This is a genomic window from Ferroplasma sp. (genome assembly GCF_031200575.1).
Classification (GTDB): domain Archaea; phylum Thermoplasmatota; class Thermoplasmata; order Thermoplasmatales; family Thermoplasmataceae; genus Ferroplasma.
In genome coordinates this window covers 1,673,392-1,694,723 of record NZ_CP133597.1, presented here as the reverse complement: position 1 = coordinate 1,694,723, position 21,332 = coordinate 1,673,392, and the positions used below count along the sequence as shown (strand labels likewise).

The window sequence follows — 21,332 nt, the reverse complement described above, 5'->3', positions numbered from 1 at the left end:
TTATACACACATGAAATGTTGGTATTACTTCATTTTTTCGGGATACCACAAAAATAAAATAGCACTGCCATATAGTAACATATGGAAATCACCACATTCAACCCCTATACAGGATCAGAGCTCGGGAAATATAAGGTTACAGCTATAGACGGAGTAAAATCTGCCATATCTGAATTGAAGAAGGTCCAGCTGATATGGAGAGATAATTTTGATAACCGGATAGATATGCTAGGGGAATCCAGAAAAAATTTTGAGAAAAATGCAGAAAATCTTGCCAACCTAATGTCTTCAGAAATGGGAAAGCCTCTGAGCCAGAGCCTGGCAGAGGTGAAGAAAACACTCTGGCTCTTTGATTATTACCTTGAAAATGGGAAAAAATTCCTCTCAAATGAATATGTGCAGACAGAGGCAAGAAAATCGTATATTAGATTTGACCCGCTTGGCGTTATTATCATTATCATGCCGTGGAATTTCCCCCTATGGCAGGTGGCAAGGGCAGCCATACCTGCACTTCTGGCCGGGAATTCAGTATTGCTTAAGCATGCGTCAATTGTGAGTGGCACATCACTGAAAATACAGGAGCTGTTTAACCTTGGTGCATTTAAATCAGTTATAACTACAGGAAAAATAATAGATGAGGCAATAAAATACTCGGATGGTGTTTCGTTTACGGGGTCTACTGCTGCGGGGTCAATAATAGCAGCAGAGGCAGCCAGGAATATCAAGAAGTTTGTTATGGAATTAGGTGGTTCAGACCCATACATAGTACTGGATTCTACCAATCTCGATGAGGCAGTTAAGAACAGTGTGTACGCCAGGCTTCAGAATAATGGCCAGAGCTGCATAGCATCCAAGAGATTCCTTGTAAACCAGGATATTTACGATGAGTTTACAAAACGCATGTTCGAGGAATATAGCTCAGTAAAGGTAGGCGATCAGCTGAATAAGGATACGTACATAGGCCCGCTTTCATCAACGTCACAGAAAGAAATTATAGATAAACAGATGGATGATCTCAAAACCATGGGGACAGTGATGGCAACAGGAGAAAATTACGGAAATGTTGTCAGGCCCACCATAATAAAAATGAATAGGGACTATGGCGAGGAGGTTTTTGGGCCTATTGCCATGGTCAGGAGCTTTAAAACCATTGAGGAGGCTATAAAACTTGCAAACGATACACCATACGGACTTGGATGCTCCATCTGGGGCGACTCTGAAAAGGGGGAATACATGGCCCCATACATAGACAGTGGTACGGTATCCATAAACAAAATCGTTGCATCAGATCCCAGGCTTCCATTCGGGGGAACCAAGAAAAGTGGAATAGGGAGGGAACTTTCCCGATACGGAATACTTGAATTCACAAACGTAAAGACTGTATGGGTTAACTGAATTCAGGATTAAAATGAAGGTTCAGAGCTATTTCATTTCGTTTTCAAAAGCATCGAGATCGTTTATACTCTCCATGCTGGCAGTTATAACGCCGTTTTACCTTGCAAAGTTTGTAGATGTATTCGACGTTGGAGTAATAGTGCTATTCAGCATAGCATTCTCAACATTTATCATATACCTGTTTCCGGCCATGAATATTAAAAACAGCTATAAGATGTATATAATCTCTGCTGCTCTGGCCATAGCATTGCTTCTGAATTTTATCTTCTATGACTTTTATGTCTTCATAATATCGCTCATGCTCGGGTCAATATCACTTTCAGGAAGGGATATAAGCCCTAACCAGCCCATAGAACAGTATGCCATGAGCTATTATGAAACGGACCAGAAGAGCAAGGGAAGGGCATTCTCTGTATACAATTTCTTTTCATACGGCGCAACAATAATCGCATCCATATTCCTGTTTCTTTACACCAATATAAATTATCGAATAGTATTCCTCATACTTACAGTTGTGGCACTGTGCCAGTTTATTCTGTATATGTTTATCAGGTTTCCTCAGCATAAAAAAATACCGGCAAAAGACCTCAATCCGGAAACTAGGAAGCATGTCTTTTCATTATCATATCTTTTTTCCATGGATGCCCTGGCCGGCGGATTCGTTACGGTCTCTATGATATCACTGTACTTCAAGTACGTTTATCATATTTCCCTGAGCACCGCCGGGCTTATATTCGTAGGGGTGAACGTCATAACCACCATATCAATACTGATCTCTCCCTTGATATCAGAGAAAATAGGCCTTATCAGGACAATGGTGTACACACATTCCGTTAGCAATATATTCCTTATGCTGGTCCCTGTTATTCATATACTGGCAATAAGCGAAATCTTCCTGTTCCTAAGGCAGACCACAAGCCAGATGGATGTTCCAGCAAGGGATACACTGATAAACACAATAATAGAGCCTGATTACAGGGTAAAAAGCAATTCTATATTCTCGGCTGTGAGGAACGGTTCTATGATACCCGGCCCAGGTATTGTAGGCGCACTTATGTCAATTTTTCCCCCTTTCATGTTCCTGGCCGGAGGCGGATTGAAACTTTCCTACGACATAATATTCTTTATAAAATACAGGAAGATCAGGATCTGACAGTATATTAAAGGCCATCATAACAGATAAATGCCTGTTTAGGTGCAGAAATTGCACATTTCTGGAATTTATTATACGATCCAACCATTTTCATTTATGGGCAGAAAGGATGAAATAAACGGAATCAAATTATCCAGTTTAATGCTTTTATCGCTTTTCATTGATGAATGGAATATATTCTCTGTACCCATGATCAGTATATTCATGGAGCGTAGTTTAAATTTTGGCACCGACTACCTTGGAATAATAACCGGGGCGACAGTTGGGGGAGCAGCATTTGGATCAATTCTTGGTGGGGTTCTCACGGATAGGGCAGGGCGAAGGAAAGTTTTCCTTTTTAACGTTATTTTATTTGCAGTTTCCTCTGTTATGTCTGCACTTTCTCCCAATGTTTTATACCTTTCCATTTTCAGGTTTCTTGCTGGTATTCCGGCAGGTTCAGATATAGCAAACGTGTATTCATATATAATGGAGTCTGTTGAACCCGGAAAGAGGGAGGTTACTGGATCATATAATACACTAATGGCCACCCTGGCAATTCTGGGAATCAATACAGCTGTTATTCTCCTTGCCATATCCGGGTCCACATCATATTACATATGGAAAATAATATTGCTCCTGCCAGTTTTCCCTTCAATAGCATTGCTCTCATATTACAGGCATATTCCGGAATCCACTGCCTGGAAGAGGAGGAAACATACGTATACCGATTTCTTCAGAAAACTGAGAGGAAGCACTGTAACATGGCATACATCCCTGTATTCATGGCTCTCAGGAATAGCAAGTGGCATAGAGGTGGGGACATTTGCATTTTTCATACCATATATTATACTCAGGTTTGGTGTGCCCGGTCTTCTGTATGAAAGATTAGTTATAATAGGAATATACATGATAGGCGTCCCGGCGGGTTATCTAGGGCCCAGGCTTTTGCCCATGCTGGGTATGAGGCGTGTGGGTTATACAGGATTTTCCATGTCCTTAAGCGGTTTAATTCTCTCAGGCATATCCCTCATAATGCATTTTTTCATTTTGCTGCCTGCCGCCATGATGATATTTGTATGGGGCAACCACTGGAACAACCAGCCTATTATTACATCCCAGGCCCTCACTGCAGGCACTGAATTCCGTGGAAAGGCTACAGGGTTCTCAAACTTCCTTTACATGCTTCCATCGTTCCTAACAATCACCGTGTTTCCCCTAATGTTTTCACGGATAGGCATAGGATACTCTACCCTGGTCATTGCACTGGCATCTCTATTCGGGATTGTTATAACACTTAAGTTATTTCATGAAGTATACGGTTATACTGGAGACATGCTGCCTGAAATCTGAACCGCTGAAGCATGATAACTTTAAATGTTTTACTGCAATTATATACAAGGAAAAGCCCGAGGGCAACTGACGCCGAAAGGTGAGGAAAGTCCCCCCTCCACAGCTGGCTGCAACCGGTGAAAGCCGGTATGCCGAGAGGCATGGTAAAGAGACAAGAAATAAACGGCTCCGTGCCAAGGATGATTTGAAAAGATGACGTTTCACGGAGGGCCGATGAGAACTCTCCCTGCAGGGAGCAAGTCTAAATTGAATCGTTGAATACAGCTGCCAGATTCAGGTAAGACGCATAGTCGAATGTTGCCAACCGAAAGGCTAACAGAAGGAGGCTTACTCCGGGCATTTCCACCATTTCAATATAATTATATACAATCTAAAAATCCAATTTTATGGACTGCATGGCTGCTGTGGCACTTATATGGAACAGTAATGAATTTCTTCTGATAAAAAGGGCAGATCAGAAGGGTGATCCCTGGTCAGGCCAGATGGCCCTCCCCGGTGGACACAGGGAGCCAGGTGAGAGCTGCATGGATACTGCAGTCAGGGAAACAATGGAGGAAACCGGCTTACCAATATCAGTTAAAAAATCCCTTGGAATATACCATACCCTGAACGGCCATGTGAGCGTGGCTGCATTTGAATGTACCACCGATCGCAGGGACGTCTCGCCTGACAGTGAGGTTGCAAAGTTTTTCTGGGTATCCCAGAATAGCCTCTCACATGGAGAAGAAAGTTATACATACTCAGGATACGTCATATTTGGATTGACATACAGAATTTTAAAGGATTATTTCCATTGAAATGCATAATTTTCAAGGGCCTTTTCCAGATACTGCCCAGTAGAATTGCCCCAAAAATTCTCATAGACTAGGTTTGAAACTGGTATCCGCTTCTCCCAGCCCTTCTCCTCCAGTTCGGGTATATCATGGTCTTCATTCAGGTAACCCACTGCAAGATATGCAATTATCTTTATATTCTCCGGAATTTTCAGCACGGGTTTGATATCCTCTGGATCGAAAAAACTTATCCATCCCATACCTATCCCCTCTGCCCGGGCAGCCAGCCACATATTCTCTATGGAAAGCACAACACTGTACTCAGATGTTTCCGGAATGGTAGCCCTGCCAAGGATATCGGGCCCCTTCCTGGTGCTGTCACAGGTAACGCATATGTTCAGATCAGACTCCAGTACGCCCTCAATCTTGATATTCCTGAACTTCTCTCTCTTACCATCAGGCAGGGACTCGTAAAATTCTCCCCTTTTGGCTTCCACTATGCTTTTTATTTTCTTCCTCGTTTCTACATCCCTGATTATTATAAAGTTCCATGGCTGTGAAAGGCCTACTGAAGGTGCACGGTTTCCCGCATCAAGAATTCTTGAAAGAACCTCGTTTTCTATATGTTTCCCTGAAAACCATGATCTGACATCTCTCCTCTTTCTTATAGCCTCGTAAACATCCATGGCGACCATAATATCTCTATGGTTAATAATGTTTCATCGTAGCCTGTTAACTGTTATCAATTTTTATTAGTATTTTCGTTATATTTAAATACAAATTACAGTTTTATTCCCATGGAAGATATAAATTCAAAATCAGGGCTTGCCACGAATACCCTGAGTATGTGGCAGGCGCTTGCACAGGGTCTTGGGACGAATGGCCCGGCTGCGGTGACAGCACTGTTTTTTGTTGGAATAGCGGGTGCAGTGGGCGGGTCAATGACGCTTGTAATAGTTCTTGCATTTGTCATTTACTGTGGAATGACACTTATTACCTACGAATGGTCCAAGGAGGTTGCATCGGCATATTCATGGGCAGCGTTTCATAGAAAGGCCTACAAAAAAGCCGGGAGGTTTCTCTCATTTTACGGCGGGATTTCTTATTATTATTACTACCTTCTCGGGTACACAGGATTTGCAATGCTGGGCCTGACTGCATTCCTTTACGCTCTTGACCCTGCACTGGCAGTTGCATATCCATGGATTTGGATTCCACTTACAGTCATAGTTATTGGTGAAACAACTGCACTGAGTTATTTCGGGGTTAAACTGTCATTGAAATACGTCCTGTATACTGGAATGGCTGAGTTTATATTTCTCATGGGAACATCAATAGCACTTATAATAATTGCAGGTCCAAACAACTCTGTTCTGCCGTTTACAGCCTCTGCAGTCCATTTCAACTATACGGACATTGCAGTGGAAATGATTCTGGGAATTGCCACCTTTGGCGGACTCAACTCTGTAGTTCCAGTAGCCGAGGAAACTAAAAATCCAAAGAAGAATATACCCTTAGCACTGGGAATACTTGCAGCAATGATAGGGGCGGTTATAATAATAAGCTCCTATGCACAATCTGTAGTGTATGGATTTGGCAACATGTTCAATTACGCAAATCTTTCGGACCCGGGAATATATGTTTATACAAAATACCTTGGCCTTGCAGTGGCTGCAATCTTTGCATTGTTTATAGTTAACAGTTTCAATTCTTCCGGAGTGGGATTTATGAACAGCACAGTGAGAACTTCATATGCCTATTCCAGGGACAAGCTTCTGTTTCCCGAGGTATTTACAAGGATAAACAAGCATAAAGTTCCGGGAAATCTTGTTATATTCACCGGATTATTCAGCATAACCATTGCAATTGTTTCCGGGCTGATCCTTGGGCCACTCACTGCCAGCCTGTTTCTTATTATAAGCAATTCTATCTTCAGCTTTTCGAACCACGCCATAGCAGGCATTGGCCTTGGATTTTACCATAAACGCAAGGGAACCCTGAAAATAATAAGGCATCTGGTGATTCCATGGGCTGTGGCCATAGCCCTTGTTGTTGCCATAGTTTATGTGGTTTATCCGGCTCCTGCGCCTCCACTTAATTACGCATCATACATATCGGGTCTGTACTTTGTGTTCATAGTTGCATCGTATTTCTACTACAGAGCCAGGAAACCGAAAGTACTGGATGATGTGGGGCAGTTCACACTTTAATTTTTTATGTATATAATTATATACAAATTATTTTCTAATCACATTAAAGAAATCCTGCCTGTAGAAATTTTATGATTTATCTATCAAAGCACGAACAGCTGCTTATCTTTTCCTCTATTTGCTCCTTCGTGACGTTGCCTGTTATGTTTATAACAGTCCTGCCATTGAGCTCATACACACCAACTCTGTTTTCACTGAGAAAAATCAGTAGAACAGCATGAATTTTTACCTGAAGCACATGACCTTATAACATCATTAACTTCTTTAATATCTGTATTTTCGGGCATTATAACTTCCACTCCATTATCTCTCTGTATTACTTCCTTTTCATTCATTTCCCATCAGTTAATGTATGCATCCATCTTATTTATTGACTAATTTGTTCATGTGTACAGCAAGCGCTGGCACTGCCTTCTGCGCACTTATAGCCATTACTGGATTTTGATATGCCACAATCATCATTTATTCTTATCAATACCCTTGAAAGGATTTCCTGATGGAGGCCACTTATTTTCTTGATATCAGAAAATCTAATTTTTTCAGAATCACAGATTATTCTGCAAACAGTTTTTTCTCGTTCAGTGAATTCCATAACTCATATATATTGTTGGAATATTTATTGATTTACATTCCAATATCATACTTTGGTGGTGTGCAATATTTTTTGTAAATATTAGCAATATTAACAATAAAATTATCAGTAAATTCAAAATTATTTTTTATCCAGGTTTTTCACAGCTCCCTCCAGCACCTCCAATCCTCTTTCAACATCTTCAAAATCAGTCCATTCGAGAGGCGCATGGCTCAACCCCTTTATACTGGGCACAAATATCATGCCAGCTTTCGATATTTTTGAAATTGGTATTGTATCGTGGCCGGCACCACTGGGCATGTCCATATAGCTGAATCCAAGTGATTTCACTGATGACCTTATTGCATCCATGACCTCTGTGGACATGATAGATGGCTCTACCTCAGCAACAATAGTATACTTAATATTTATACCGTTATTCGTGGTTTCCAGCTCAGAGATAACATTCTTTTTCATATACGCAAGGCTATTGCTATGCTCACTTCTTAGGTCTATCTTCATTGAAACGTGCCCAGGTATTACATTAAATCTGCCTGGGTCAACAGAAAGCTCACCCACAGTTCCTACACTGTGGTTTTTATATTTAGCCGATGCTTCCCTGGCAGTTCTGTCAACCAATTCAATAATTTCTGCAGCCCTCACAAGAGCATCGCTTCTCATCTCCATTGGAGTTGTGCCGGAATGCCCCTGTATGCCATTTATCTCGACAGATAATACACACTGCCCTGTTATTGATGTAACTATGCCAATCTGTTTTTTCTTTTCCTCAAGCACCGGACCCTGCTCTATATGGTACTCCAGATAATATTCCGGTTTCCCGGGAAATTCAGAATCTCCCAGGTATTCTATCCTCTGCATTGCCGATTTGAAGTCAACCCCATCCCTGTTTTTTATTGCCCATAATTTTTCCCTGGAAATGTTTCCGGTAAAACCATTGCTGCCCAGCATGGGCTGGTGAAATGCAGATCCCTCCTCTCCGGTAAAGGCTGCAACAACAAGTGTTTTCTTATTTTTGTATCCAGATTCCTTTAATCTCAGCAGGACTTCAAGTGAACTGAATACGCCCATGGCCCCATCGAACATTCCTCCATGGACCACAGAATCCAGATGTGATCCCATCATTATAATTCCCGGATCTGTACCCTGAAGTGTCACAAATATATTGCCGAAAACATCCACGAAGGGGTCGAATCCATTTTTTCTGCAGAGTTCAGTGAAATAATCCCTGGTCTTTTTGTCAGGGTCAGTACCGGCAGGCCTTGTAACGCCATCATCTGCCGTCAGGTCAATATATCTGGATATTTTTTTGCCATTTTCCCGACCTATGGAACCCTGTTCTATAAGAATTTCCCTGATTCTTTCTCTGTTTTCCATTCATATCGCCTCCTTGCCAAGAAATTTTCCTCTCCTTCCAGTACCGGTGAAGGTGTCATCCCGGGCAACTATTTCGCCTCCTGCCACTGTTAGGACAGGCCATCCCTGTGTTTTCATATGGCTGTATATAGCTATGTCGGTGCCCATATGGAGGTCTTCAGCCCTTAATCCATGTTCCATATTCTGGTCTATTACTGTTATGTCTGCATCACTGCCAATGGAAATGATTCCCTTTCTGGGATAAAGATTGAATATTCTGGCAGGTGATGTGCTTATTACATTAACGAACTGATCCAGTGTAATTCTTCCTTTCTGGACTCCTTCAGAAAACAGGAGTGGCAATCGTGTTTCAATACCCGGAATTCCATTTGGCACCTTATTAAATGGCAGGTCTTTCTTCTGATCTGAAAGGAAAGGAACATGGTCAGACCCGACTGCCTGTATTTTCCCGGAAGATATAGCCTTCCACATCAATTCATTGTCCTCTTTCTTTCTCAGAGGCGGGCTGCATATGTATTCATTTCCATTCTTCCCCTTTAGGAAACTGTCGTCCAGTATGAGGTACTGTGGGCATGTCTCTCCGTATATGTTAATTCCGTGCTTTCTGGCGTTGTCGATAATTTCCGGGGAATTTCTGGTAGAAAGATGTACACAGTATATCTTTACGCCTGAATCCCCTGCCATTACTGCAGAGTCCGCAACGGCAACATCCTCGCTAACCGGGGGCTTGCTCAGAGCATGATATTCTGGATCTGTCTTCCCCTCTTTCAGCAGCGCCTCCATGTTTCCCTCTAGGAAATCGTTGTTTTCCGCGTGTATCTGCACCATTATACCATGTTTTTTTGCTGTATTCATCCCCTGAAGTATCTGGTAATTATTGGCATACCTACCAAGATTCTTATATGTTGTGAATATTTTTACAGCCATAACTCCAAGCTTCGATAATTCAGAGAAAATGGTTTCCAGCCTCTCAGGGGAACTGAAATCCTCTGTTACCATCATGGGTTTTATTGTAAAATCCAGCGGGCTGCTATCTGAAAACCTCTTTATCTTGGATGCTGCTGCAGCAACAGTATCCTCATTCTTATTAGCCTGTGAAAAGTCAAGCACACTTGTGGTGCCTCCTATGGCGGCTGATTCTGTCCCATTCTTAATGGTACCAGCCCTTGAATATCCCTCTATATGGGTGTGCGGGTCAACACCTCCAGGTATTACTAATTTGCCGGATAGATTAATCTTTTTATCATGGCCAGAAAATTCTGATATGATTCCAATAGCAGCTATCTTACCATCCTTTATTCCTATGGAAGTCCTCCTCAGTTCACCGTCGAGAAAAACGTTTCCATCCTCCAGCACAAGGTCAAAGCTCATGAAAATAAATATGTTATAATTATATAATACTTATTTATAGGAAGCAGTGCAGGTTAGATTTATGTTGTACAATACCGGATAAAATTATTTTTATGTTAAAGCATAAATATTGATAAAAATTCAAAAATAATTTAAACAACGACTAAATATTAAATTATGGCAACTGTGGCAGATATAATCGTAAAAACACTGGTAAATTTCGGAGTAAAAAGAATCTATGCTATACCCGGGGATTCTTTGAATCCTATTGTGGATTCTATCAGAAGGAATCATGACATTGATTATATCCAGGTACGGCACGAGGAAGGCGGGGCACTCAGTGCATCATTTGAGTCTAAATATTCTGGCAGGCTATCTGCATGCATGGGAACCTCAGGGCCAGGGTCTGTGCATCTTTTAAATGGCCTTTACGACGCAAAGATGCAGCATGTACCGGTTATAGCACTAACCGGCCAGATAGAGACAGACCTCCTGGGGCATGAGTACTTTCAGGAAGTGGACCTTGTGAAGCTATTTGATGATGTATCTGTTTTCAATGCACGGATAGTGAACCCAGATAATGCCCAGTTTCTTGTGTGGAAGGCATGCAGGGAGGCAATTATCAGGGGAGGGGTTGGACATATAGACATGCCCGTTGATATCCTTAAGAAGGAATGCAGGGAGGAAGAATTATCCTACTACATAAATCCTGTTTCATATAGTCCCGATGGCATTGAGGAGGCAGAGAAACTGATTAATTCCAGCAACAGGCCTTTAATATTCATAGGTGGAGGATCCAGGCAGTACTCAGATGAAATCAATAAATTTGCGGAAAAAATCGGTGCCCCTATTGTCTATTCGCTGAATGGCAAGGGAACCCTGCCAGATAATGACGAAAAGGTCATGGGGGGAATCGGGCTGCTTGGCACCAAGCCATCTGTAAAGGCCATAAACAATTCTGATCTGATAATATTCCTAGGAACTGTGTTTCCTTATACTGCTTTCCTGAAAAAGGTGAAAAATATACAGGTTAACAATAGAATAGAGGACCTAAACAGAATTATGAAGGCTGATTACTCTTATCTATGCGATATAAAATATTTCCTTGACAAAATAAATGTCCAGGCTAAAGAAGACAAATATTATTCTAAAATGAAGGATGAAAGAGATAAATGGTCCAGGGAGATGCAGAAAAAGGTATCAGACATGAGAAAGCCTCTACGGGCGGAGGTGGTTGCAGATGCCATATCCCGGCGTTTGAAGGATGACGATATCATAATTGGCGATACAGGCAATGTTACGCTGTGGGTCAACAGGTTTATAGAGGCAAAACATAACAATAAATTCTTCTTCTCATCATGGCTGGGCACCATGGGTGCTGGAATTCCCGGATCAATAGGGTTGGCCCTGGCCTCCGGTAAGACAGTATACGGAATAATAGGTGACGGCAGTTTTGCCATGACCTCCATGGAAATTATAACGGCAATGAAGTATAAACTTCCTGTCAAGCTGGTTGTTTTTGATAATAACATACTCGGTATGATCAAGCTTGAGGAAGAGGTTATGGGATACCCTGAATACGGCGTTGCACTCTACAATCCTGACTTTTCTAAACTGGCAGAAGCGTCAGGGGCTACCGGCATAAGGCTGGAAAACCCTGAGGACCTGGAAAGTAAAATGGATGAATTCTTTGTTTCAAAGGGTCCAACAGTGCTTGATGTTATAACAGAGACAGATGAAACTCCCATGCCACCCAAGCTCGAATTCAATGTAGCAGCAAAATACATAACTTCAATACTCAGGGAGAGGCTCAAGCCAAAAGATGACTAAGTTTTCATTATAATTCTCATTATAATAATGTTATTTTTGAACTGTGGCGTAGTTTAATATATTATCTGGCATTATAATTATCATGATTTACATTGATGGAAACAGCCTTAGCATAGAGGATGTAATTGCAGTTGCTGATAACGGGGAAAAGGCAGGGATAGCAGATTCTGCCATGGAACAGATAAGAAAATCCAAGAGATCCTTAATGAAAATACTGGAATCTGGAAAGCCCGTATATGGTGTGAATACTGGGTTCGGGTCGCTTCTGAATGTAAACGTGGAAAAAAATAATACAGTACAGCTTCAGATAAACCTGATCAGGAGCCATTCCGCAGGAACCGGGGAGCCACTGGATGAAAGAACAGTGAAGTCAATTATGCTTATAAGGGCAAACACACTTGTAAAGGGCTATTCTGGCGTATCAGAGGAGCTAATAAATTTCATACTCTTCATGATAAATGAAAGTATAATCCCGGTTGTTCCCAGATATGGGTCTGTGGGTGCAAGTGGGGACCTTGCGCCACTGGCGCATATAGGCCTTGCAATAATGGGGGAAGGCGATGTATTCTACAATGGGAAAAGAATGAATTCAGGTGAGGTGTTCAGGCAGCTTGGGAAAAAGCCATACAGCTATGGAGAGAAGGAAGGTGTGGCACTGATAAATGGCACTTCCGTCATCTGCGGCATACTGGCACTGGAGGTGAAAAAATCTGAGAGATTAATAGGTGAAGCTCTGGGTTCATTTGCCCTCGCCTTTGAAGGCCTTTCTGGTACTGACAGGGCATTCACGGAATGGGCGCTTGCATCCAGGCCCCATGAGGGTCAGCAGCTTGTTGGAAGGGCCCTTAGAAAACTCTTCAGGGGCAGTGCCATAGTTGAAAATGCAAGGAAAGTAAAGGTTCAGGACGCATATTCCCTAAGGTGCACCCCGCAGGTGTACGGAGCGGTATGGGACACAGTAGAATATGTCAGAAAGGTGTTAACCACAGAAATAAATTCCGCAACCGATAACCCGCTGCTCATGGATGATGAGTATATTTCCACCGGAAATTTTCATGGAGAGCCCGTTGCAATGGCATCTGACTTTCTTGCAATAGCCATGACTGATTTCGGGAATATGGTTGAGCGGCGCCTGGCCCGTATTGTGGACACAAACCTCAGCGGGCTTCCCCCGTTCCTGGTCAGGGATTACGGCCTGAACTCAGGGTATATGATACTCCAGTATACGGCAGCCGCCCTGTGCAATGTCAATAAAACCCTGGCACATCCCAATTCGGCTGATACTATACCCACATCAGCAAATCAGGAGGACCATGTGAGCATGGGTACAAATGCGGCATTGAAGCTTGTGGAGATCAACAGAAATGTGGAAACCATAGTTGCAATAGAATACCTTTTAGGTGCACAGGCACTGGAGTTCAGGAAACTTGAACCCTCAAAGGCCACAATGGATATTTATAGCAAAATAAGGGAAATAGTGAAGCCACTGGATCATGACCGCCCCTCAACAGAGGATATAAATGCAATATGCAGCATCATGGAAGCAGAATCTTTCAGGAATTTTATAATAGAAAAAACAGGATTCCATTGAGGTTTTCCTATAATTTAATATCGAACTTTATTATAAATACGCATGAAGCTTGTGGAAATGGTTCCGAATTTCAGTGATGGAAGAAATAAAGATACTATCACCCTTCTAGAAAATGCAGTGAAGGAAACACAGGATGCCAAACTGCTTGACACAGAAATGGATTACGATCACAACAGAAGTGTCATTACTATAGTTGTGACACTTGAAAGGGCTGCTGGGCTAGCCTACCGGCTTATACAAATCGCATCAGAAAATATTGATATGGGCACCCACACAGGGGCCCATCCGAGGTTCGGTGCAACTGACGTTATGCCATTTATCCCGCTGGAAGACACCACAATGGATGAATGTGTAAAAATATCACATGAAGTTGGAAAGCTTGTTGGGGAGAAACTGGGCATCCCTGTTTTCATGTACGCAAATTCTGCACTATCCCCTGAAAGGACAAGCCTTGAAAATATACGTAATAAAAGTTTCCAGATTGAACAGCTTAGGGAATCCATAGGTTCCGGGAGGTATATACCTGACTACGGCCCTTCCATTGTTGGCAGTGCAGGAGCAACCATTATCGGCGCAAGGGATATCCTTGTGGCGTGGAATATATACCTTAACACAGACAACATTCATGTTGGAAGAAAAATTGCATCGGCCATCAGGGGCAGGGACGGTGGCTTTGCATATGTAAAATCACTGGCTCTCTTCATACAGGAGAAGAAAATGGTCCAGATTTCAATGAATCTGGTGAATTACAGAAAAAATCCCCTGTACCGCATCTTCCAGGCCGTTAAGGCTGAAGCATCCAGATATGGAATATCCATAGCGGGGTCAGAATTCATAGGAATGGTACCCAGAGAGGCTCTTGTTGAATCCTTTAACTATTATATGATGTCTGATCTTAAAAATAATAATGTGCTGGATTTTCATGCTGGAAAAATTTAAATTCATTTATTTTTTATATATTCCCTTACTGCGGATATCAGAATGTTGTTTTCCTCAGCAGTCCCAATTGTAATTCTGGACCTGTCCTTTACAAGTGGCAGCTTCCTTATATGTATTCCTTTACCTGCAAGGTAATCATAAAGATCCTTTTTCAGCATGAGAAAGTTTGTATCACTATTGTAGGCTATTTCACCCAATTCACCATACACCCTCTTTCTCTCCCTGACTATATAATTTATCTTTTCCTCTATAAGGCTGTAGTTCTCCATCATAATCTCGGCAAGTTTTGCAGACAGTATATTCATGTAAAAAGGTGCCTGCAATTTTTTCAACCCTACCATGAGGTCTGGCTTTGCCATTCCATAACCCACACGCATTCCGGCCAGGCTGAAGGCCTTGGAGAACGTTCTTAAAATTATCAGATTGTCATATTTCCTTATCAGGTCTGTGTAATCCTCTCCAGAAAATTCATAATAGGCATTGTCCAGAACTGTTGTTACACCGGACTCCAGGACAGCTTTAATGCTGTCTCTCCCTATAAGGTTTCCAGTTGGATTGTTCGGGGAGCAAATAATAACCAGCTTTGCATCCCTGCGCTTTATAATTTCAGGGGCGTTCAATGAAAAATCATCATTCAATGGAACATCAATTGCACTGTGCCCGTAATTGGTTGCATAGAATGAATACATTTCAAAGGTAGGGGAGCTTATTACAATATCACCGGCTGCTCTTTTTATAAGCATGTCAAGAAGCTCGTCACTGCCATTTGCCGCTATTATCCTTTCTGGCCCCAGACCGGTGAACCTCCCAAGGCCCTCAATGAGTGATGGCAGGCCCTTTTCCGGATACCGGTTGAAATCTGCATTTTTCACATAATCTATGAATTTCTCTTTTATGGCGTCCGGTATGTTGAATGGATTCTCATTTTTATCCAGGTATATCTCTTTCATAAACTGATATTTTAAGATAATTATTAAACTTAATCCAGTGTTTTCAGGTATTCGGCAATATCTCTTATTATGGCATTACCATATACCCTTGATGCACCCTTAAACTCAACCCTGGAATTTACCTCATGGACAGTGATCCCGGATTCTGATTCCATGGCATCTATTCCTATTATTCCCGGTCCGAAAAGGTCAGAAACTTTCATTATAATTTCTGTTTCCTCCTTTCCGAGAACTGCTTTTTCAACCCTGCCGCCCAGGTAAAGGTTGGTCTTCCATCCCTCTCCAGAATACCTGTATATGGACGCTGAAATTTTTCCCCCAACCATTATCACCCTTATGTCCCTCGGAGGCCTTTTGACGAAGCTCTGGATATAATATGAATTCTCCGCCACCATATCATTCATGGAAAATACTGTTTCAGCCATGTTTGCATCCCTTATAAGGGAAATCATCCTCCCCCAGCTTCCTGTAGACGGCTTGAACACCACAGGGTATCCCATATCACCTGCTGCATCCATTGCATTGTCATGGGAAAATGACATTACAGTATCAGGAGTATTGATTCCATTTCTGTAAAGAAATGATGTTGTAAATGCTTTGTTTCCGGCAATATTGAACGTATTGAATGAATTTACCGTTTCTATCCCATGGGACTCCAGAATATATGAGTAATACAGTGACCTTTTTGCACTCATGCATCTTATGACGGCTGGGCCGGTAATATCGATATCTCCTGTTAGGCTCAGTGGATGATCCTTTGCATTTATCAGATTGAGTTTTATACCATCACCCTGGAGTTCCTTAATTATCTGTTTTTCCTCCCAGGCTATGGAATCGTAAATGAAATTGAGCATAAGCCATTAATTTTTTGGGATTATTAAATATTTATCGTATAAAATATAATATTATTCAAAATTCATGCAATATTAATTTAATAAATATTAAAATTAATATTATCTCTTATAAAATACTATTATTAGTTCAGCCTATTAGATATGCAGTTTACTGTTCTCTCGATATTCTGTTTCGATATTTCATCTACTTTGTTTTTTCCCATAATTTTTACTATGAGGCCGAAGTCAAAGGAGCTCTTCCAGTGAAGAACAGTGTTTCCATTATCAGTGGCGTAGGCAATCTCTATTGAAAATTTTACCTTAGACCCTGCGATTCTGCCACTTCCCTGGATGTTAAGACCCTCATCCCCGGGTAGATACGTAAAGGTCATTTTTCCCGTCACAGTATTCATTGCAGAAATACCTGCTGCTGATATATCAAGTTTGAGCTTGCATTTTATTTCGTTTCCTTCTATTTCAAAATCATATATCCCCGGCAGGCACGGTGTGATATTTTCTATCTTTGAAAGAAAGATCCTTACATCATTTAAGGTGCTTTTAACAGGTATTTCCCCACTGTATTCCATTTCAGTCACCTACCCTGATGGCCTCATTGAAAATAAAGGCGCTTTCAATCTGGCTAAGATATCCGTAGTCCATGCTATTTCCGTATGAACTTATGTAATTCATGAATCCCATATTTATCTGGTTTCTGTATCTGTCCATGAACCTATCAAAGGTATCGTTCAGCACAATCTTCGACGTGTCCATAGATTTTGAACCAGTAATTTCACTTATTTTCTGTGAAATGGCCTGGCCCATCAGCCTGGAGGTTGTAAACTTTCCTCCTATTATGCTGAAGACATTGTCCATATTCCTGTATATCTTAAAATCCCTGCTGGACCTTGAGTTTTCTTCCCTAACCAGTGGCCTCATGGAGCTGTACAGTTTCTTATATCTATGGGCAGTAAGGGATGGAACCATCTGGGCCACTTCAGAAAGCATTGTATCCAGGTCCTCCGGATCAATGTCATTGTTCTCAACATCCTCTGATATAATTGCAACCGTGCCGGCAACCGACATACTGCCATAGGGAAGGAGTATGTCACCGTCTGAAGGATCTCTCATCCTGTTAAGTATGGAATTGGAGAAAAGGCGGTCAAATGATGCCATATACCCCAGCGTGGGCATTACCTCAAAATCCTTAATGCCGAAGGATTCTAGAAGGTGCCCGGACCATGGCCCGGTTGTGTTTATTATGTAATCAAATTTCTCGCTGAATGTTTTATTCCTGCTGGTATATTTCAGGGATTCTATGGAATTGCCCCTTCTATCCCCGCCTGTTATCTCAGTTTTGAATTTCAGGTTTACTCCAAGCATCTTTGCCTCAACTGCAACTGCAGCTGCAAATGGATGTGCGTAAATTACCTTATCTGGAACGTGCAATGCCCTGGTAATATTTTTGTTTATTCCGGGCTCCACATCCAGCATCTCATTGACAGTCAATTCATCAGTTGGTATCCCATTTTCCCGGTTTTTTGCTATTAACCTATCGCCGTATTCTGCCTCCTCATCATTCAGTGCAAGGTAATATCCGCCGGTATTTTTAATGAAGCTCGACGCGGTTGCTGATAGAAGTTGATTTTCCTGTATGCATTCTTTTGCTGACTGGCTGTCATTCACAGAATACCTTGATCCGCTATGCAGCATCCCATGGAATTTTCCAGAAGTTCCAGATATAATGTAATCCCTGTCAAATAGGGTCACATTATAGCCATCCAGGGCGAGATTCAGGGCAGAGAACAAGCCGGTTATACCGGCACCTATAATGCCTATTTTTTCCATTGGGAGTTTATTTTACTGTTATATATATTTTTATGTGGCAATTCAAATAACCACAATAAATCAGTTTTTGGGCAAATCCTGCCTCAAGGATAAATTTATATGAACTATATACAAATACATAGATAATTTAATAGGTTCAGTCTGTTTATGGAACTGTGAAAATGGAAAATTCCGTTAATAAAACAACAGTACTATCCTCATTTGGGATGTTTCTTGACGGTTACCAGCTAACCGTTATTGCATTCGCTGTAATTCTGATACAGAATTATATACCATTGAGTTCCCTGGAATATGGCCTTATTATAGCATCAGTAATCATAGGCGCAATAATAGGAACAATAATGGTCGGCTACATAAGCGACCTTTTCGGCAGGAGAAGAATATATCTTTCCACCCTTATATTCTTTATAATATTCGATCTTATTTCCGTATTCTCAGTGAATTTTATAATGCTTTTCATATCAAGGGTTCTTCTGGGAATCGTCCTGGGGGCAGAATACCCGGTAGCCAATTCATACATAGCAGAGGTGACTCCAGATGAAAAAAGGGGATTCTACCTTGCAATGGCAACTGTATTTTTCAGCATAGGATCAATCAGCAGCGCCATTGTGGCCATGTTCATGTTCCCGCTGGGAAACCTGGGGTGGAGGATCATGCTGGGCCTGGCCGTCATTCCTGCAATTATAGTCGAATTCATGAGGTTTTCCCTTCCAGAATCAAAGATGTGGGAGCAGAAGAAGGAGAAGACAAAATTCTTTCAGATGTTTTCAAAAAAATATTACAAAAACATTGTTATAGCCGCACTTATATGGTTCCTTTACGATATCGTTGCCTACGGGCTTTCATTGACCCTTCCAACAATACTGAAACTTGGGCATTTTGTAACCAATGTTGACAATGCCATAGTTACCACATTCTTTCTTATTATCGGCATAATATCTGGAATATTTGTGATGATGAAGGTGGATAAATACGGAAGGAAGGGAATACAGATAACCGGATTTATTTTCATGGGTGCACTGTTCCTTGTACTGCCCCATTTTTACTATCTTGCAGGAATCATTGCCATAGTATCATTCCTTGAGCTATTCAATGCCTTTGACGGGGCAACAGTGGGAATAATACCTGCGGAGGTTACTGTAACAGAATTCAGGGGCACCTCCTACGGCTTCTCATCAATGATGGGGAAAATCGGTGCAGTAATAGGCGTAATTGCAATGTCTCTGCTCATACACGGAAAAAATTATTTCAATGCATACTACTTCCTTGCTGCCATCATGGCTGTTGCCATACTGCTCACTCTTCTACTTCCGGAAACGAAAAAAATAGTTTTAAAATAGGATAAAACTATTTGCTGAAGTATGGACTTTTGAATTTAGGTCCATTCTTTATTATTTCCCTGGATGACTCATATCCTGCATCAGCGTGCCTTATCACACCTATTCCAGGATCAGCATTCAGCACACGCTTAATCCTTTTTGCAGCATCATCGGTTCCGTCAGCAACTATTACAAAACCTGAATGGATTGCATTTCCTATTCCTGTTCCCCCGCCGTGATGCACTGACACCCATGATGCACCGGAGACAGCATTCAAAAGTGCGTTGAGTATGGGCCAGTCTGCTATGGCATCGCTCCCATCCTTCATCGCCTCTGTTTCCCTGTACGGGGATGCTACAGACCCGGTGTCATGGTGATCCCTTCCGATTGCAACAGGTGCCTCCAGCTCACCGCTTCTTACCATATCATTTATCATTAATCCGATTTTTTCCCTCTCGCCATATGAGGCGTAGCATATTCTGGCAGGCAATCCCTGGAAGTGCACATACTCCTTTGCAAGCTTTATCCAGTCAGTGAGATGTTTGTCATCAATATTTTTTATTATAGCATCATCTATTTTTCTTATATCTTCTGGATTGCCCGAAAGGGCCAGCCACCGGAACGGGCCAGACCCAACTGCAAACAGGTCTCTTATGTAGGCAGGGACATATCCAAGTATATCGAATGCATTTTCCAGCCCTCCCTCTTTTGCCCTGGTTCTTATATCATTTCCGTAATCAAATACAGAAGAACCCTTTGACTGGAAGTAGAGCATGCATTTTACCTGTTTTACTATGGTTTCATAAACCTTCTTCTTGAATTCCTCCGGATGTTCTGCACGGAATTTCTGGAAGTTTTCTATGCTATAGCCCTCAGGTACATAGCCAAGATTTATGTCATGGGCTGCAGTCTGATCTGAAACAATATCAGGTATAATGCCCCTATCCTGCAATTCCTGGTAAACTGTTGCAGCATTCCCAAGCACGGCAATAGATACAGGGTTCCCGGATTTCAGTGCCTCATCTTTCATTTTGAGAGCATCATCTAAGCTTTCAGCGTATTTATCCAGATACTTATCCCTCAATCTCCTGTTTATTTTCTCCTTATCCACCTCAACTATTATGCTGGTGGCACCATTCATCTTCGCTGCCAATGGCTGTGCACCTCCCATTTCCCCGAGGCCTGCCGACAGGAACCATTTGCCTTTTAGATTATCGGCATGATATACCTTTCTGGCCAGGGCGTATAGTGTTTCGTATGTCCCCTGTAGAACTCCCTGCGTGCCTATGTAAACCCAGGAACCCGCAGTCATCTGGCCGAACATTGTAAGCCCTCTGGCCTCAAGGTCCCAGAAAACATCATCAGTCGCCCAGTGCGGGACTATCTGGGCATTTACTATGAGAACCCTGGGTGCCTCCTTTGTTGTCCTGAAAATGCCAACCGGTTTTCCAGACTGTACCAGCAATGTTTCGTCGTTTTCCAGCGATTTAAGTGATTCTATGATTTTATCATAGGCCTCCCAGTTTCTTGCTGCTTTTCCTTTTCCTCCATAAACTATTAAGTTGTCAGGGTCCTTGGCAACCATCGGGTCAAGATTATTCATAATCAATCTAAGTGCCCCCTCCTGGGACCAGCCCTTTGTATTCAATTTATTGCCGTGCGGCGCATGTATCTCTCTTTTTACCATATTAATATAAAAACAGAGGAATATTTAAATTTTATTTTATGCCATGCATTTTATTAAAGCATGTGGCATAGAAATTCGCTCATGGTATATATTTAAATTTTTTACTGAAAATTATATAATGTTTGAACTAACTGCCATAAATAATACCGGCGTATCATG

Annotated in this window: 18 protein-coding genes and 1 other RNA gene; 10 read left to right on the top strand and 9 right to left on the bottom strand. The window is 41.8% G+C overall.

Annotated elements, in window-relative coordinates:
- The first annotated feature begins 81 nt into the window (after positions 1 to 81).
- The 5 genes from RE471_RS08925 (at position 82) to RE471_RS08905 (ending at position 4,677) form a co-directional block, all read left to right on the top strand.
- Positions 82 to 1,395, top strand: a complete 1,314-nt coding sequence (locus tag RE471_RS08925; protein WP_309214509.1) for an aldehyde dehydrogenase family protein — start codon at positions 82 to 84, stop codon at positions 1,393 to 1,395.
- 13 nt (positions 1,396 to 1,408) lie between these two features.
- The gene (locus RE471_RS08920) at positions 1,409 to 2,548 is read left to right on the top strand and encodes an MFS transporter (protein WP_309214508.1); all 1,140 of its coding nucleotides are present in this window, start codon (positions 1,409 to 1,411) and stop codon (positions 2,546 to 2,548) included.
- A gap of 96 nt (positions 2,549 to 2,644) precedes the next feature.
- Positions 2,645 to 3,880 carry an MFS transporter gene (locus RE471_RS08915; protein ID WP_309214507.1) on the top strand — a complete coding sequence of 412 codons (1,236 nt, stop codon included), beginning with the start codon at positions 2,645 to 2,647 and terminating at the stop codon, positions 3,878 to 3,880.
- A gap of 50 nt (positions 3,881 to 3,930) precedes the next feature.
- An RNA gene (gene rnpB / locus RE471_RS08910) (RNase P RNA component) lies at positions 3,931 to 4,222 on the top strand.
- Positions 4,223 to 4,266: 44 nt separating this feature from the next.
- Positions 4,267 to 4,677 carry an NUDIX hydrolase gene (locus RE471_RS08905; protein ID WP_309214506.1) on the top strand — a complete coding sequence of 137 codons (411 nt, stop codon included), beginning with the start codon at positions 4,267 to 4,269 and terminating at the stop codon, positions 4,675 to 4,677.
- Here the strand turns inward: RE471_RS08905 and bluB are convergent.
- The gene (bluB, locus tag RE471_RS08900) at positions 4,665 to 5,339 is read right to left on the bottom strand and encodes a 5,6-dimethylbenzimidazole synthase (protein WP_309214505.1); all 675 of its coding nucleotides are present in this window, start codon (positions 5,337 to 5,339) and stop codon (positions 4,665 to 4,667) included. The two genes, RE471_RS08905 and bluB, sit on opposite strands and share 13 nt — an antisense overlap.
- A 111-nt stretch (positions 5,340 to 5,450) precedes the next feature.
- Here bluB and RE471_RS08895 point away from each other — a divergent pair, with 111 nt between their 5' ends.
- Complete coding sequence (locus tag RE471_RS08895; protein WP_309214504.1) at positions 5,451 to 6,863, top strand: APC family permease; 1,413 nt, start codon at positions 5,451 to 5,453, stop codon at positions 6,861 to 6,863.
- Positions 6,864 to 7,054: 191 nt separating this feature from the next.
- Here RE471_RS08895 and RE471_RS08890 read toward each other — a convergent pair whose 3' ends face one another.
- The 3 genes from RE471_RS08890 to hydA form a co-directional block, all read right to left on the bottom strand.
- Positions 7,055 to 7,198 (bottom strand): hypothetical protein, encoded by a 144-nt coding sequence (locus RE471_RS08890; RefSeq protein ID WP_309214503.1) that lies wholly within the window; start codon positions 7,196 to 7,198, stop codon positions 7,055 to 7,057.
- A 377-nt stretch (positions 7,199 to 7,575) separates the two neighbouring features.
- Positions 7,576 to 8,829, bottom strand: a complete 1,254-nt coding sequence (locus tag RE471_RS08885; protein ID WP_309214502.1) for a M20 family metallo-hydrolase — start codon at positions 8,827 to 8,829, stop codon at positions 7,576 to 7,578.
- A complete protein-coding gene (gene hydA, locus RE471_RS08880) occupies positions 8,830 to 10,200 on the bottom strand; it encodes a dihydropyrimidinase (RefSeq protein ID WP_309214501.1) in 1,371 nt (456 codons plus the stop codon).
- A gap of 156 nt (positions 10,201 to 10,356) precedes the next feature.
- Here hydA and RE471_RS08875 point away from each other — a divergent pair, with 156 nt between their 5' ends.
- The 3 genes from RE471_RS08875 to ftcD all read left to right on the top strand — a co-directional run bounded on the left by RE471_RS08875 (position 10,357) and on the right by ftcD (position 14,539).
- Positions 10,357 to 12,009, top strand: coding sequence for a thiamine pyrophosphate-dependent enzyme (locus tag RE471_RS08875; RefSeq protein ID WP_309214500.1), 1,653 nt, complete (start codon positions 10,357 to 10,359; stop codon positions 12,007 to 12,009).
- An 82-nt stretch (positions 12,010 to 12,091) separates the two neighbouring features.
- Positions 12,092 to 13,600 carry a histidine ammonia-lyase gene (hutH, locus tag RE471_RS08870; RefSeq protein WP_309214499.1) on the top strand — a complete coding sequence of 503 codons (1,509 nt, stop codon included), beginning with the start codon at positions 12,092 to 12,094 and terminating at the stop codon, positions 13,598 to 13,600.
- Positions 13,601 to 13,642: 42 nt separating this feature from the next.
- On the top strand, positions 13,643 to 14,539 hold the full coding sequence (gene ftcD, locus RE471_RS08865; protein WP_309214498.1) for a glutamate formimidoyltransferase: 897 nt from the start codon (positions 13,643 to 13,645) through the stop codon (positions 14,537 to 14,539).
- A 2-nt stretch (positions 14,540 to 14,541) separates the two neighbouring features.
- Here ftcD and hisC read toward each other — a convergent pair whose 3' ends face one another.
- From hisC to RE471_RS08845, 4 genes are all read right to left on the bottom strand, one after another.
- Entirely contained in the window at positions 14,542 to 15,489 is a 948-nt protein-coding gene (hisC, locus tag RE471_RS08860) for a histidinol-phosphate transaminase (RefSeq protein WP_309214497.1), read from the bottom strand.
- A 29-nt stretch (positions 15,490 to 15,518) separates the two neighbouring features.
- A complete protein-coding gene (locus RE471_RS08855; RefSeq protein WP_309214496.1) occupies positions 15,519 to 16,343 on the bottom strand; it encodes a RimK family alpha-L-glutamate ligase in 825 nt (274 codons plus the stop codon).
- A 122-nt stretch (positions 16,344 to 16,465) separates the two neighbouring features.
- Positions 16,466 to 16,909 (bottom strand): SRPBCC domain-containing protein, encoded by a 444-nt coding sequence (locus RE471_RS08850; protein ID WP_309214495.1) that lies wholly within the window; start codon positions 16,907 to 16,909, stop codon positions 16,466 to 16,468.
- Between the two features lies 1 nt (position 16,910).
- Positions 16,911 to 18,167, bottom strand: a complete 1,257-nt coding sequence (locus RE471_RS08845) for an FAD-dependent oxidoreductase (protein WP_309214494.1) — start codon at positions 18,165 to 18,167, stop codon at positions 16,911 to 16,913.
- Positions 18,168 to 18,328: 161 nt separating this feature from the next.
- Here RE471_RS08845 and RE471_RS08840 point away from each other — a divergent pair, with 161 nt between their 5' ends.
- Positions 18,329 to 19,507 carry an MFS transporter gene (locus tag RE471_RS08840; protein WP_309214493.1) on the top strand — a complete coding sequence of 393 codons (1,179 nt, stop codon included), beginning with the start codon at positions 18,329 to 18,331 and terminating at the stop codon, positions 19,505 to 19,507.
- A gap of 7 nt (positions 19,508 to 19,514) precedes the next feature.
- Here the strand turns inward: RE471_RS08840 and hutU are convergent, their stop codons facing one another.
- Positions 19,515 to 21,173 carry a urocanate hydratase gene (gene hutU / locus RE471_RS08835; RefSeq protein WP_309214492.1) on the bottom strand — a complete coding sequence of 553 codons (1,659 nt, stop codon included), beginning with the start codon at positions 21,171 to 21,173 and terminating at the stop codon, positions 19,515 to 19,517.
- Positions 21,174 to 21,332: the final 159 nt, after the last annotated feature.